Below are 15,035 nucleotides of genomic sequence, written 5' to 3' on the forward strand. Positions count from 1 at the left end.
GCAGAAACCGCGCGTAAATGCCTAAAAAGTAGGCATTGCATGTTTTTCAACCGTTTCAATGCCCATCTGCCTTTGTTATCCCCGGCAAACACGGTTACCTCGATTACAGGCGCATAAGGATTGTGCAATTGGCCCTCTCGCTCGACACACTTCGCATCGACCCGCCGGTGTTGCTGGCCCCTCTGGCCGGAATAACCGACCTGCCGTTCCGGCGGATGGTGGCGCGGTTCGGGGCAGGGCTTGTGGTTTCGGAAATGATCGCGAGCGAGGACGTGATGCGCGCCCAGCCCTTGGCGCGTGCCAAGGCCGAACTCGGCTTTGGCGAAGCGGCAACCTCGGTGCAGCTTGCGGGGCGCGATCCATACTGGATGGCCGAGGCGGCGCGCTATGCCGAAGCGCAAGGCGCGCGCGTGATCGACATCAATATGGGCTGCCCTGCAAAGCGGGTCACCGCAGCAGGCGGCAATGGCGCCTGCGGCTCTGCCCTCATGCGCGAACCCGATCTTGCCACGGCGCTCATCGAGGCGGTGGTCGGTGCGGTTTCGCTGCCGGTCACGCTCAAGACCCGGCTGGGCTGGGACCATGACTGCCTGAACGCGCCGGAAATCGCGGCGCGGGCCGAGGCGGCAGGCGTCCGCATGATCACCATTCATGGCCGCACACGGAACCAGTTCTACAAGGGCAAAGCCGATTGGGCGGCGATTCGCGCTGTCAAGCAGGCGGTGGGCATTCCGGTGATCGCGAATGGCGATATCGTGGACAGCGCAGCCGCAGCACAGGCGCTCGCGCAATCGGGGGCCGATGGCGTGATGGTCGGGCGCGGGGCGCAAGGCGCGCCGTGGCGACTGGCGCAAATCGCGCATAGCCTTTTCGGCACTCCCGCGCCGCAAGTGCCGCAAGGCGCAGCGCGGGCCGAACTGATTGTCGAGCATTACGAGACGCAGCTTTCCTTCTATGGCCGCGCCCTTGGCGTCAAGACGGCGCGCAAGCATCTGTCCTGGTATCTGGAAGAGGCAGTTGCGTTGGCGCAGCGCGCGGCAATCGTCACCAGCGACGATCCGGCACAGGTGATCCGCCTGATCCGCGCCAGTTTTGCCGATGGCGGAAAGGCGGCCGCGTGACACCCTATCGCACGCCATATCCGGTGCCGGGCGTGATCTGGGCCAGCCTGCCCATTCCGGCGCTGTTGGTGGGGCCGGATGGCAGCATCACCGAAGTGAATCCGGCAGCCGAGACGTTCTTCAACGCCTCGTCCCGCTCTCTCATCGGGCAGCCGCTGCTGGACCGTCTGTCCATCGACGCGCCGATGGAAGAGGCCTTTCACCGCGCCCGGGCCAACCAGTCGACCATTTTCATCAATGATGTCGACGTGACCACAGGCGAGCGCGCGCCGGTGCAGTGCAATGTGCAAGTCGCGCCGATGCACGACAATGCCGATTATCTGATGCTGCTGATCAGCCCGCGCGACATCGCGGATCGTCTGGGCCGGTCGATGAGTGTGAAATCCGCCGCCAAATCGGCCATCGGCATGGCCGAGATGCTGGCCCACGAAATCAAGAATCCCTTGGCGGGTATTTCGGGGGCGGCGCAACTGATCAGCATGAACGCCAACCCCGAAGATCGCGAGTTGACCGATCTGATCGTCGAGGAAACCCGCCGTATCGTCAAACTGCTCGAGCAGGTGGAGCAGTTCGGCAACCTGCGTCCGCCAGACCGTCGCCCCGTCAACATCCATGACGCGCTCGACCGGGCCCGCAAATCGGCAATGGTGGGCTTTGCGGCCCATATGCAGATCGTCGAGGATTACGACCCCTCGCTGCCCTCCACTCTCGCCGATCCGGACCAGTTGATGCAGGTGTTTCTCAACCTCATCAAGAATGCCGCCGAGGCGAGCAAGGGCCGTCCCGGCACGATTCGTCTGCGCACCTTTTATGATCTGTCGCTGCGCCTGCGCCGCAAATCCGGCACTCCTTCGGTTTTGCCGCTGACAATCGAGATTATTGACGATGGTCCCGGAATTGCGCCGGAAATCGCGGCTGATATTTTTGAGCCCTTCGTTTCGGGCCGCGAGAATGGCACAGGCCTCGGTCTGGCGCTGGTCTCGAAAATCATTTCCGACCACGAAGGCTGGGTCCAGGTGGACTCTGTCCCGGGGCGAACAGCCTTTCGCGTCTCGCTCCCCGTGGCCCCCAAGAAGATGGAGAAAAGCTGATGGACGGCACTGTTCTGGTGGCAGATGACGACCGCACGATCCGCACCGTGCTCACGCAGGCGCTGACGCGCGCAGGCTGCAAGGTGCATGCGACCTCCAGTCTGATGACGCTGATGCGCTGGGTCGAAGAGGGCAAGGGCGATCTGGTGATTTCTGATGTGATCATGCCCGATGGCAACGGGCTTGATGCACTGCCCCGCATCGGCAAGATGCGGCCCGGCCTGCCTGTCATTGTGATCTCGGCACAAAACACCATCATGACCGCCATTCAGGCCGCCGAGGCCGAAGCCTATGACTACCTGCCAAAGCCCTTCGATCTGCCGGATCTGATGAAGCGGTCGGCGCGTGCGCTGGAGATGAAGCGGCGTGCGCCAAAAGTTCCTGTGCAACCGCTCAAGGACCCCGGTGACGATCTGCCGCTGGTGGGGCGCACTCCGGCGATGCAGGCGCTTTATCGGCTGGTCGCGCGGGTGATGAACACCGATCTGGCTGTGCTGGTCACCGGCGAATCAGGCACTGGCAAAAGTCTGATCGCCCGCGCGATCCATGATTTCTCCGACCGTCGCAGCCAGCCCTTCGTTGTGGCGCAGGCCGCAGACCTGCAAGGCATGGAAGGCCCGTCAAGCCTTCTGTCGCGCGCGCGCGGCGGCAGTCTGGTGTTTGACGAAGTGGCCGATTACGACGACGACACGCAGGCCCGTATCGTGCGGATGCTTGATCTGATGGGCGACGGCGCGCCGCGTATCATGGCGACAAGCCAGGTCGATCTTTCCGCGCGGATGGAGTCAGGGGCCTTTCGCCAAGACCTGTTTTACCGTCTGTCGGGCGTGACCCTGCATGTCCCGTCGCTGCGCGAGCGGGTGGATGATATTCCGCTGCTGGCTGACCATTTCCTGAGCCGGGGCGAGCGCGATATCGGTTCGGTGCGACGGCTGTCAAATGATGCGCGCGATCTGGTGCGCGGCTATTCCTGGCCGGGCAATGTGCGCCAACTCGAAAACACCCTGCGGCGGCTGATGGTCACCTCGTCCGAGGCGGAAATCAGTCGCGCGGAAGTCGAATCGGTGCTGGGCAACCAACCGGTGATGGAGCCGCTCAAGGGGGGCGGCGAGAATGAAAAGCTGTCGGCTTCGGTGGCGCGGCACCTCAAGCGCTATTTCGACTTGCATGGCGGACATTTGCCACCCGCCGGCGTTTATCAGCGCATCTTGCGCGAAGTAGAGATGCCGCTGATCGAAATCGCGCTGGATGCCACCGCAGGAAATCAGGCCAAATGTGCTGATCTGCTTGGCATCAACCGCAATACCTTGCGTAAGAAGATCACAGACCTCGATATCCGCGTGACACGGAGGCGCAAGCTGATGTAAAACCGCAACATCTGGCGTGTCCTTGTCGCCCTATGGCGGAATGGACGCATGATGTGGCGGAACAGGCACGCTTTGGGCGCGCCTGCATCGGGGGCAGGGACGAGTGCAGCGTGCGTTGGGATCAGCGGCCTGGGATCGGCTGGCGCATCTGCGCAGGCAACGCCGGGTGCAGACTGCGACAACCTTCGGGCTTGTGTTTCTGGGGCCGCTGCTGGCGGTGATGACCTTTCTCACGCTCGGGCCGTTCAGCCAAGGGTCGAACAGTCCGGCGCTTCGGCTGATCCTGCTGGCCGACCTTGTCTACATTCTTGTCGTGGCCGCATTGGTGCTGGCGCGCGTGGCGCGGCTGATGGCCGATCGGCGCAGCCAGTCGGCAGGCTCGCGGCTGCACTTGCGCCTGTCGGGCGTGTTCGCGCTGGTCGCGCTGGTGCCGACGGTTCTGGTCGCCGTCTTTGCGGTGCTGACGGTGAACATCGGCCTTGAGGGGTGGTTTTCCGACCGCGTGCGCTCTGTGGTGGGCAGCTCGCTTGCGGCCGCGCAGGCCTATGACAGACAAAGCCGCGAGGACCTGATCGAGGATGCAACCGGCCTCGCGGCCTATCTGAACGTTGCCAAACAGTCGACCTTCTTCTTGCCGGATGACGGGCTGCGCCCCTTGCTCTCGCAAGGGCAGGCGGCGGTGCAGCGCGGGCTGAAGGAGGCGTTTCTGATCGATGGCAGCGGCACTTTGCTCACGCGGGGGCAGCGGTCCTATCTGTTTGATTTCGAAACCCCGCCACCCGAGGCCCTGATCCGCGCCCGCACCGAAGGGCCTCAGTTGATCGAGGATTGGGAAAATGACGAATTCCGCGCCGTGGTGGCGCTGGAGGCCTTTGTCGACCGTTACCTCTATGTCAGCCGGACGGTTGATGGCCAGCTTCTCTCGCTTCTCGACTCCACGCGCGAAACCGTTCGGCTTTACAACCAGCTGGAGGCAGACCGGGGCAGGGTGCTGCTCAACTTCGGCCTGATCTACTTGGGCTTCGCCATCATCCTCATCCTTGCCGCCACGTGGATGGGCCTGTGGTTTGCCGAACGCCTGTCCAAGCCGGTGGGACGTCTGGCCGGAGCGGCGCAGCGCGTGGGCGGGGGTGATCTGGACGTGCAGGTCAAGGAGGAACAGGGCGATGACGAAATCGCCATGCTGGGCCGCCTGTTCAACCAGATGACCCGGCAGCTCAAAGGCCAGCGCGAGGCGCTCATGGATGGCCACCGCCAGACCGAACGCCGCCGCCGCCTGTTCGATTCCGTGCTCTCCAACGTCACCGCCGGGGTGATCGGACTCGATTCCGAAGGCAAGATCGACTTCGTGAACCGCGCTAGTGAGCGGTTGCTCGACATGGCGGGCGGTGTCGAAGATCAATCGCTGTCAGAAGCGGTGCCAGAGTTCGCGCCCTTGTTCGAGCGACTGCGCGAAAGCAACACCAGCGCTGTGCAGGAAGAGGTGCGGCTGACGCGCAAAGGCAAGCTGGAAAGCCTTCTGGTGCGCATGAGCGTGCGGCGCAGCGATACCGGGCGGCTGGAAGGCTATGTCGTGGCGTTCGATGATGTGACCGAACTGGTATCGGCGCAGCGCATGGCAGCATGGGGTGATGTGGCGCGGCGCATCGCGCATGAGATCAAGAACCCGCTGACGCCGATTGCCCTGTCGGCCGAACGCATCAAACGCAAGTTCCGCGATCAGGTCAGCCAGCCGGAGGACCTTGAGCAGTATACCGATGTTATTGTTCGTCAAACCAACGACTTGCGCCGCATTGTTGATGAATTTTCCAAATTCGCCCGCATGCCCGAACCTGACCGGCGCGAAACGGATCTGACCCGTCTTTTGCGCGACGCGGTGACTTTGCAGGAAAGCGGGCAACCGTCGGTGCAGTTCGTCACGGATATTCCCGAAGGCGCGCTGCTGATGGAAATTGACCAGACAATGATCACGCAGGCGCTGACCAACCTTATCAAGAACGCGGGCGAAGCCATTGAAACCCTGTATGAAAAGGGTGTGCCAGAGGGGCATCGCGCCCAGATCAGGGTGCAGATGCTGCCGGATGAGGAGGGAGTGACCATCCGCATCATGGACAACGGCACCGGCCTGCCGCCTGACCGGGCCCGCCTGTTCGAGCCCTATGTCACCACGCGCGAGAAGGGCACCGGCCTTGGCTTGCCGATCGTGAAGAAGATCATCGAAGAACACGGCGGCCAGCTGTCCTTGCTGGACGCCCCGATATTTGACGGAAACACCCATGCGGGTGCGATGGCAGAAATCCGTCTGCCACGCCTGACCCGCAAGCGGACACGCAACAACATGGTCGCACAGGGCCAGGGAGGCTGAGATGAGCATTCTGATTGTCGATGATGAAAAAGACATTCGCGAACTGATCGGAGACATTCTGAAGGACGAGGGCTATGCCGTTCGTCTTGCAGGAAATTCCGATGATGCGATGGCCGAGATCAACGCCGATCCGCCCAGCCTGATGATCCTTGATATCTGGCTGAAAGACAGCCGGATGGATGGCATCGACATTCTGAAAACCGTCAAGCGAGACAACCCTGATGTTCCGGTCGTCATCATTTCGGGGCATGGCAACATCGAGATCGCCGTCGCTGCCATCAAGCAGGGCGCCTATGACTTCATCGAAAAGCCGTTCAACATCGACCAGTTGATGGTGGTGGTCAGCCGCGCAATGGAAACCAGCCGTCTGCGCCGCGAAAACGCCGATCTGCGGCGGCGCGAAGTGACCAGCGCCGAAATGCTTGGCTCGTCGCCCGCGTTCCGCGCGCTCAAGGCGCAGTTGGAAAAGGTCACCAAATCGAACGGGCGTGTGATGCTGACTGGGCCTTCGGGCAGCGGCAAGGAAATGGCGGCGCGCTTTATCCATTCCAACTCCAACCGCGCTTCGGCGCCTTTCGTTTCGGTGTCTTCCGCGACGGTGGAGCCGGACCGAATGGAAGAGGTCCTGTTCGGGCGCGAAACCGCAGAACGTGGAATCGAGAAAGGCCTGCTGGAACAGGCACATGGCGGCGTTGTTTACTTTGACGAAGTCGCCGACATGCCCATCGGCACCCAGTCCAAGATCTTGCGGGTTCTGGTGGAGCAGCAATTCACGCGCGCGGGCGGCACCGACAAGGTGCGCGTCGATCTGCGGGTCATCTCCTCGACCACCCGCGATCTGCGCGCCGAAATCGCGGCGGGCCGCTTCCGCCAGGAACTTTACGACCGCCTCAACGTGGTGCCGATCCCGGTTCCCAGTCTGGAGGAACGGCGCGAGGATATTCCCGAACTCACCCGCCATTTCATTGACCTCTTCCACCGCACGCAAGGCCTGCCGCTGCGCCAATTGACGCAAGAGGCCGAGGCGATGCTGCAAACCACGGCCTGGCCGGGCAATGTGCGCCAGTTGCGCAACGTGATCGAACGGGTGTTGATCCTTGGCGAAGCCTCGGGCCCGATCGAGGCAAGCGAATTGCCGGGGCACGAAGCGGCGGTGGAAGGCAACGGCAGGCTGGTTCTGGGCGGGGCGATGGCCACGCTGCCCTTGCGGGAGGCGCGCGAGGTGTTCGAGCGCGAATATCTGCTGACCCAGATCAACCGTTTTGGCGGCAACATCAGCCGCACCGCGAATTTTGTCGGCATGGAGCGGAGCGCCCTGCATCGCAAGCTGAAATCCCTGGGCGTCGTCACCACATCAAAGTCGGGCGGACGCTCGGCGCATTTCGATGACGTGGAAGAAGACGACGAGGCATGATGGCCGCAACATTGACCCCGCCACCGGCTTCTGCGATGCAAGGTCGGTGTGGCGGGGCCAAGCGGCCCGCGCCATAGCATAAGGGGCTGATATGAAGGTCATCATCTGCGGCGCAGGTCAGGTCGGATGGCAGATCGCGCGTCAGTTGTCGAGCGAGCGCAACGATGTGACGGTGGTCGATGTGAACCCCGATCTGGTGCGCCGGGCAACAGATACGCTGGATGTTCAAGGTGTTGTCGGCTTTGCCTCTTATCCTGATGTGCTCGAGCGGGCAGGAGCGCGCGATGCAGATCTGGTGATCGCCGCCACCTATTCCGACGAGGTGAACATGGTCACCTGTCAGGTTGCCCATTCGGTGTTTTCGGTGCCGCGCAAGATCGCGCGCCTTCGGGCGCAGAATTATCTGGAGGCGCTGTATTCCGACCTCTACCGCCGTGACCATCTGCCGATCGACGTGGTGATCAGCCCCGAGCGCGAGGTGGCCGAAGCCGCCTTGCAGCGTCTGGCGGCCCCGTCGACCTTTGATACCGAAAGCTTCATGCTGGGCCGGGCGCAGCTTTTGGGCATCGCTCTGGATGAAGACTGCCCGGTGCTGAACACGCCGCTGCGCCAGTTGAACGATCTGTTTTCCACCCTGCGCGCCATCGTGGTCGGTGTGCGGCGCGACGGGCGGCTTTTTGCGCCCGATCCGGGCGATCAGCTTTTTGCCGGTGATCAGATCTATGTGTTCACCCATTCCGAGGACGTGAACCGCGCGCTTGAAATCTTTGGAAAGAAAACGAAAAAGCAGGAACGGGTCGTCATCATCGGGGGCGGCAACGTGGGCCTCGGCGTGGCTCGGACGCTCGAGGCCCGCAGTGACCGCGTGCGCGCCAAGATCATCGAGAAATCGCGCCCGACCGCAGAGCGTGCCGCCGACAGTCTGGAGCGGACGATCGTGCTGCATGGCGACGGGATGGATATGGACGTGCTGCTGGAGGCAGCGGTCGACCGTGCCGATGCCGTGCTGGCGGTGACTGATGACGACAAGACCAACCTGCTGGTCGCCGTGCGTGCCAAGCAGGCCGGCTGCAGCATGGCGATTGCCTTGGTGAACGACCCCACGCTGGCACCGTTGATGGCCCCGCTCGACATCGACGCCTACATCAACCCGCGCGCCACAACGGTTTCGTCGATCCTTCGGCATATCCGGCACGGCCGCGTGCGCGCCGTCTATTCCATCGGTGATGCCGAGGCCGAGATGATCGAGGCGCAGATCTTGTCGACCAGTTCCCTGGCGGGCAAGATGATCCGCGAGATCGACTTTCCCGAAGGGGTTCTGGTCGGGGGGGTGATGAAGGGCGAAAAGGTGATGAAGCCCACCGCCGAATTGCGGCTCGAGGCGGGTGACGTGATCGCTCTCTTCGCGATGGCCCCCGATGTGAGAGAGGTGGAGCGCTTGCTGCAAGTCTCCATCGACTTTTTCTGATGACCCTGCGGGACCGGGTGCTGGCGGCGCCGCTTCTGGTGACGCTCTCGGCCCTGTCCGGGCTGGCGATGTTCCTGCCCGCTGCCCACGCCACGCTCACGGGGCTGCACCGCGTTGCGCAGGCCTTCTTCTATTCGGGCGTTCTGGTGCTGATCCTTACGGGGATGGTCTGGCTCGCCACCTCCAACTGGCAACCCCGCAATATCGCGCGCAGCCAGCTTGCGGCGCTTGCAGGGTCTTATGCGCTGATGCCGGTGATCTTTGCCCTGCCGCTGACGCAGGCGCTGCCCGATACCAGTTTCAAGAACGCCTGGTTCGAAATGGTATCCTGTTTCACCACCACGGGGGCCACGATTTATGACACGCCGGGGAGGCTATCGCCCCCCTTGCACCTGTGGCGGGCCACGGTCGGCTGGCTTGGCGGGCTGTTCATTCTGGTGGCAGCAACGGCGATTCTGGCGCCGATGAATCTGGGGGGGGTCGAGGTCATGTCTGGCCGCGCGCCGGGGCGCGGCGCGGCAGGGCTTAGCCAGATCACCCGCGTCGCCGATCCGTCGCAGCGCTTCCTGCGCTATACCTTGCTGCTCTTTCCCATTTATGCGGGGCTGACACTGCTGCTCTGGCTGTTGCTGATGATTGCCGGCGAGATCAATCTGGTGGCGCTGATCCATGCGATGGGAACCCTCTCGACATCGGGAATTGGCATCGACGGTGATCTGAGCGGCCTCAGGACCGGTCTTTGGGGCGAGGCGCTGATCGTCTTGTTCCTGACACTTGCCCTGACGCGGCGCTTCATGCCCGGCACGCAGTTTGCGCTTATGGAAGGCCCGTTGCGCCGCGACCCCGAAGTGCGGCTGGCGGTGGTTCTGGTGGCGCTGACCACCTCTGTCCTGTTCTTTCGCCATTTCATCGGTGCGATCGAGGTCGAGGCGACCGATGACGCTGCCTCTGCCTTGCGCGCGCTGTGGGGCACATTTTTCATGGCCGTCAGCTTTCTGACAACCACAGGCTTTGAATCGGGCGAATGGACAGCGGCGCGCAGCTGGTCCGGTCTGACCAGCCCGGGGCTTGTCCTGCTCGGGCTTGCGATCATTGGCGGCGGGGTGGCGACCACGGCGGGCGGGGTCAAGCTGCTTCGCGTCTTTGCGCTGTTCCGGCATGGCGAGCGCGAGCTGGAAAAGCTGATCCACCCGTCCTCGATCGGCGGTCAGGGTCAACAGGCACGGCGGCTGCGCAGGGAGGGGGCCTATTTCGCATGGCTTTTCTTCATGCTGTTTGCGCTGTCGATCGCCGTCGGCACCGCTGCCCTGTCACTGATCGGGCGGCCTTTCGAAGATGCGCTGGTGCTGACCCTCGCGGCGCTGTCGACCACGGGGCAGCTGGCCGACCTCGCTGGGGCGGCCCCCATCCGCTATGCCGAACTTGAATCATCGGCAAAGGTGTTTCTGGCCATCCTTATGGTGGTCGGACGCCTCGAGACGCTGGCGCTCTTGGCGCTCTTTGCTCCGGCAAGTTGGCAACGCTGACCCGTCCTTCTGTAACGGACTGTTTTTTGGGCTGGAATCTCGCCGTTTCCCGTCCCATACTCGCGAACAATGCGCCATCGGCAGCCTGATAAGCCGAGGGACAGGGATAAAACGCGCAAAGTTAAGGGCACGAAGAGAATGGCCGGTGATAAACAGAATTTGCAGGATGCCTTCCTGAATCATGTCCGCAAGGCAAAGGTTCCTGTGACGATTTTCCTGATCAACGGGGTGAAGCTTCAGGGCGTCATCACGTGGTTTGATAATTTTTGTGTGCTTTTGCGCCGGGATGGCCAGTCGCAGCTTGTCTACAAACATGCGATTTCCACCATCATGCCGGGCGCGCCGATCAACCTTTATGAAGGTGAAGACTGATTTCCGATCTTCCTGAAGACGTTGACGACGACGAAATCTGGCCCGACAGGGGCACAGGCATCGACGCATACGAAAGCGAAAGCCCCGCCATGCGGGCCTTTGTGCTGCATCCTGACATCAAGTCGAACCCGTCGCGGCGCTTGCCCGAGCATGGTCTGGCCGAAGCTGTAAGCCTTGCCGCCGCGCTTCCCGCGATGGAGGTGGTGGGGGCGGAAGTGGTGCGCCTGCCCCGTCTGCACCCCGGAATGCTGTTCGGCTCCGGCAAGGTCGAGGAACTGGCAGCGCGTTTCAAGGCGCTCGACGTGGGGCTGGTGCTGGTGGATGGCCCGGTCTCTCCGGTGCAGCAGCGCAATCTGGAAAAGGAATGGGGCGTCAAGCTGCTGGATCGCACCGGCCTGATTCTCGAAATTTTTGCAGACCGAGCGCGCACCCGTGAAGGTGTGCTGCAGGTCGAACTGGCCGCGCTCAGCTATCAGCGCACCCGTCTGGTGCGGGCCTGGACTCACCTTGAACGCCAGCGCGGTGGATTCGGCTTTGTCGGCGGCCCCGGCGAGACGCAGATCGAGGCCGACCGTCGCGCCATCGACGATCAGGTGATCCGGCTCAAGCGCCAACTCGCCAAAGTGGTGAAAACCCGGGAACTGCACCGGGCGGCGCGCAAGAAGGTGCCGTTCCCGATTGTCGCACTGGTGGGCTATACCAACGCCGGAAAGTCGACACTTTTCAACCGGGTGACCGGGGCAGAGGTGCTTGCCAAGGATATGCTGTTCGCAACGCTCGATCCGACCATGCGGGCGATGGTGCTGCCGCCCGCCGGCTCGGGGCCGGGGCGCAAGATCATCCTGTCGGATACGGTGGGCTTTATCTCGGATCTGCCGACCCAACTGGTTGCCGCCTTCCGCGCGACGCTCGAAGAGGTGCTGGCCGCAGACCTGATCGTGCATGTCCGCGACATCGCCCATCCCGAATCCGCCGAACAGGCCGCCGATGTGATGGACATTCTGGGCTCGCTCGGCGTGAACAAGGCCACCCCGTTTCTGGAGGTGTGGAACAAGGTCGATCTGGTGGATGGCACGGCGCGCGAGGCACTCATCGCGCAGGCCCGCCAGCGCGATGATGTCCTCGCCGTCTCGGCGGTTACCGGCGAGGGGGTGGACGCCCTGCTCGAGCGCATCTCGCAGGGCTTTGACGAGGCCACCACGCAGCGCACCCTGATCTTGCCTTTCAGCGATGGCAAACGCCACGCTTGGCTGCACGCCCAAGGTGTGGTCGAGGCCGAAACGCAAGATGAGAGCGGTTGGACCCTGTCGCTGCGCTGGACCGCGCGGCAGGAAAAGCGGTTTCGCGACCTGTAGGCCCTGTGCCTTGCCCAACTGTCGCCGGGGGCTGTCTGCCCCCGCGGCCTTCGGCCCACCCCCGAGGATATTTAAGAACAGATGAAGGCGGATGCGTTGCTTTGCTATCTGTTACCAAAAATCCTCGGGGGGAAAGGGGGGGGCAGACAGCCCCCGGCGATGCTGACCACAATGGGCGGCATTTCCTCTTGCATCCCCCACAGACCCGTGAAACAGGGAACCGCCAAACGATCACTCCTAAGGAGGCTCCCATGGAGATTCGCGAGGCCCTTACCTTTGATGATGTTCTGCTTGTTCCGGCGGCCTCTTCGGTCTTGCCGTCCGATGCGGACACATCGACATTTGTCACCAAATCCATCCGGCTGAACATCCCCTTGTTGTCCAGCGCGATGGATACCGTGACCGAGGGGCGCATGGCCATTGCCATGGCGCAGGCGGGTGGCATCGGGGTTATCCACCGCAATCTCGACCTTGAGGCGCAGGCGCGCGAGGTGCGGCGCGTCAAGCGCTTTGAATCAGGTGTTGTCTATGCGCCCATCACCCTGACGCCGGACCAGACCCTTGCCGATGCCAAGCTGCTGATGGAGCGCTACAACATCACGGGCTTTCCCGTGGTTGATGCGCAGGGCCGTGTCTTGGGCATCGTGACCAACCGTGACATGCGTTTTGCCAGCGATGACAAGACACCCGTTTCGGTGATGATGTCCTCTGAAAACCTTGCGCTGCTGCACGAACCGGTGGACCGCGAACAGGCGATCAGCCTGATGAAGGCGCGGCGGATCGAAAAGCTTCTGGTGACCGATGGCACAGGCAAGCTGACCGGCCTGCTGACCCTCAAGGACACCGAAAAATCGGTGCTCAACCCCAATGCCTGCAAGGATGAGATGGGCCGCCTGCGTGTGGCGGCGGCCTCTACCGTGGGAGATGCCGGGTTCGAACGCAGTCAGGCCCTCATCGATGCGGGCGTCGACATGGTGGTGATCGACACCGCCCACGGCCATTCCGAAGGTGTGGCCCGCGCGGTCGAACGGATCAAGAAACTGTCCAACACCGTGCAGGTGGTCGCGGGCAATGTCGCGACAGGCGAGGCCACGCGCGCGCTGATCGGCGCGGGGGCAGATGCGGTGAAGGTCGGTATTGGCCCCGGCAGCATTTGCACCACCCGGATCGTGGCGGGGGTTGGTGTGCCGCAACTGACCGCGATCATGGATTCGGCGCAGGCGGCTGGCGATATCCCCGTGATCGCTGACGGCGGCATCAAGTATTCCGGTGATTTTGCCAAGGCGATTGCAGCCGGCGCCTCTTGCGCCATGGTCGGCTCTGCGATTGCCGGAACCGATGAATCTCCCGGCGAGGTGATCTTGTGGAACGGCCGGTCCTACAAGTCCTATCGCGGCATGGGCTCTCTGGGGGCGATGGCGCGGGGTTCGGCGGATCGCTATTTCCAGAAGGATGCCGCCTCTGACAAACTTGTCCCCGAAGGGATCGAGGGGCAGGTGCCTTACAAGGGCTCGGCCGCGCAGGTTATTCACCAGATGGTCGGCGGCCTGCGCGCCGCGATGGGATACACCGGCTGCGCGACCGTGGCCGAGATGCGCAGCAAATGCACTTTTGTGCGCATCACGGGCGCGGGCCTGAAGGAAAGCCACGTCCATGACGTGCAGATCACGCGCGAAAGCCCGAACTACCGGGTCGGGTGATGACGCCTGCCGCGCGCCTTTCCGCCGCGATCGAGGTTCTGGACCGTATCCTTGCCGGCACCGCCGCCGAGCAGGCTCTGGCCAATTGGGGACGGGCCAGCCGCTTTGCCGGATCTGGCGACCGTCTTGCCGTGCGCGATCTGGTCTATGATGCGCTGCGCTGTCGCCGCTCTTATGCGGCGCTCGGGGGCGGCGATACCGGACGTGGCCTAGTTCTGGGCGGGCAGCGCGCGGCAGGTGCGGATCTGGCCGCACTATTCACCGGCGAGGGGCATGCCCCTGCCAAAATCGCGGCGTCAGAGGTCGGGCAGGAGCCCGAGGGCGCGGCGGCGCTCGATTTGCCGGAATGGCTGATGCCGCAACTCGGTGCCTCTCTGGGCGCCGATCTGGGCGCCGTCGCCGAGGCCCTGCGCCAGCGCGCTCCGGTGTTTCTGCGCGCAAATACGCTGCGAGCGAGCCGGGACGAGGCCATCCGCGCCCTGCACTCCGATGGGGTGCTGGCCGTGCCGCATCCCTTGGCCGATACCGCGCTGCAGGTCATGGAGGGCGCGCGCAAGATTCAGGCCGGTCAGGCCTATCAGTCGGGTCTGGTCGAACTTCAGGACGCCGCATCGCAGGCCGTGGTCAATGCCTTGCCGCTCTGCGACGGACAGCGGGTTCTCGATCTTTGTGCAGGTGGCGGCGGCAAGACGCTTGGCATGGCGGCGCGCGCGCGTCTTTCGCTGTTCGCCCATGATGCCTTTCCGGCGCGTATGCGCGATCTGCCCGCACGAGCGCGTCGCGCCGGGGCCAAGGTCACGCTGACCGAGACGCCGGAAAAGCTCGCAACCTTTGATCTGGTGCTTGCCGATGCACCCTGTTCCGGCTCGGGCAGCTGGCGGCGCGATCCGCAGGGCAAATGGGCGCTGACGCCGCAACGTCTTGCACAGATCCTTTCGGTGCAGGACCAGATCCTGGACCGGATGGCGCATCTTGTGAAACCGGGCGGCTTTGTGGCCTATGCTACCTGCTCTTTGCTGCGTGCCGAGAACGAAGATCGCATCGCCGCCTTTCTGGATCGCACCCCGGGATGGCAGTTGCACAAGGCAGAGGTCTACACCCCCTTGTCTGGCGGCGACGGGTTCTTTGTCGCGCTGTTGACCCAAGCGAGCCGCTGAATTACACAACCATAAGTGGTATTTTTCAGTTCCCCGCAGCGCGGTTAAGAGCGCCTTAACGATTGGCATGCTCTGCTGGCCCGGAACAACGGACCGGAT

General features: G+C 63.1%; 11 protein-coding genes. All 11 read left to right on the forward strand.

Annotation, left to right across the window (positions count from 1 at the left end; genetic code table 11):
• Window positions 1-128 precede the first annotated feature (128 nt).
• Window positions 129-1,121, forward strand: a complete 993-nt coding sequence (gene dusB / locus G3572_RS02000; protein ID WP_164608997.1) for a tRNA dihydrouridine synthase DusB — start codon at window positions 129-131, stop codon at window positions 1,119-1,121.
• On the forward strand, window positions 1,118-2,212 hold the full coding sequence (locus tag G3572_RS02005) for a two-component system sensor histidine kinase NtrB (protein WP_354003975.1): 1,095 nt from the start codon (window positions 1,118-1,120) through the stop codon (window positions 2,210-2,212). The genes dusB and G3572_RS02005 overlap by 4 nt, the downstream gene beginning before the upstream one ends.
• Window positions 2,212-3,579, forward strand: coding sequence for a response regulator (locus G3572_RS02010; RefSeq protein ID WP_164608998.1), 1,368 nt, complete (start codon window positions 2,212-2,214; stop codon window positions 3,577-3,579). The genes G3572_RS02005 and G3572_RS02010 overlap by 1 nt, the downstream gene beginning before the upstream one ends.
• 166 nt (window positions 3,580-3,745) lie before the next feature.
• Window positions 3,746-5,944: a sensor histidine kinase NtrY-like gene (locus G3572_RS02015; RefSeq protein WP_435530945.1), complete on the forward strand. Its 2,199-nt coding sequence runs from the start codon at window positions 3,746-3,748 to the stop codon at window positions 5,942-5,944.
• A 1-nt stretch (window position 5,945) separates the two neighbouring features.
• Window positions 5,946-7,358 carry a nitrogen assimilation response regulator NtrX gene (gene ntrX, locus G3572_RS02020; protein ID WP_164608999.1) on the forward strand — a complete coding sequence of 471 codons (1,413 nt, stop codon included), beginning with the start codon at window positions 5,946-5,948 and terminating at the stop codon, window positions 7,356-7,358.
• A 91-nt stretch (window positions 7,359-7,449) separates the two neighbouring features.
• Window positions 7,450-8,826 (forward strand): Trk system potassium transporter TrkA, encoded by a 1,377-nt coding sequence (trkA, locus tag G3572_RS02025; protein ID WP_164609000.1) that lies wholly within the window; start codon window positions 7,450-7,452, stop codon window positions 8,824-8,826.
• Window positions 8,826-10,352 (forward strand): TrkH family potassium uptake protein, encoded by a 1,527-nt coding sequence (locus G3572_RS02030; RefSeq protein ID WP_164609001.1) that lies wholly within the window; start codon window positions 8,826-8,828, stop codon window positions 10,350-10,352. Before trkA ends, G3572_RS02030 begins: the two co-directional genes overlap by 1 nt.
• Window positions 10,353-10,490: 138 nt before the next feature.
• Window positions 10,491-10,724 (forward strand): RNA chaperone Hfq, encoded by a 234-nt coding sequence (hfq, locus tag G3572_RS02035; RefSeq protein ID WP_023664101.1) that lies wholly within the window; start codon window positions 10,491-10,493, stop codon window positions 10,722-10,724.
• An 89-nt stretch (window positions 10,725-10,813) separates the two neighbouring features.
• Window positions 10,814-12,079 carry a GTPase HflX gene (gene hflX, locus G3572_RS02040; protein ID WP_164609002.1) on the forward strand — a complete coding sequence of 422 codons (1,266 nt, stop codon included), beginning with the start codon at window positions 10,814-10,816 and terminating at the stop codon, window positions 12,077-12,079.
• A gap of 251 nt (window positions 12,080-12,330) precedes the next feature.
• Window positions 12,331-13,779, forward strand: coding sequence for an IMP dehydrogenase (guaB, locus tag G3572_RS02045; protein ID WP_164609003.1), 1,449 nt, complete (start codon window positions 12,331-12,333; stop codon window positions 13,777-13,779).
• Window positions 13,779-14,936 carry an RsmB/NOP family class I SAM-dependent RNA methyltransferase gene (locus G3572_RS02050; protein WP_164609004.1) on the forward strand — a complete coding sequence of 386 codons (1,158 nt, stop codon included), beginning with the start codon at window positions 13,779-13,781 and terminating at the stop codon, window positions 14,934-14,936. The genes guaB and G3572_RS02050 overlap by 1 nt, the downstream gene beginning before the upstream one ends.
• Window positions 14,937-15,035: the final 99 nt, after the last annotated feature.

It is taken from the genome of Pseudotabrizicola algicola, from assembly GCF_010915705.1.
GTDB classification, from domain to species: domain Bacteria; phylum Pseudomonadota; class Alphaproteobacteria; order Rhodobacterales; family Rhodobacteraceae; genus Pseudotabrizicola; species Pseudotabrizicola algicola.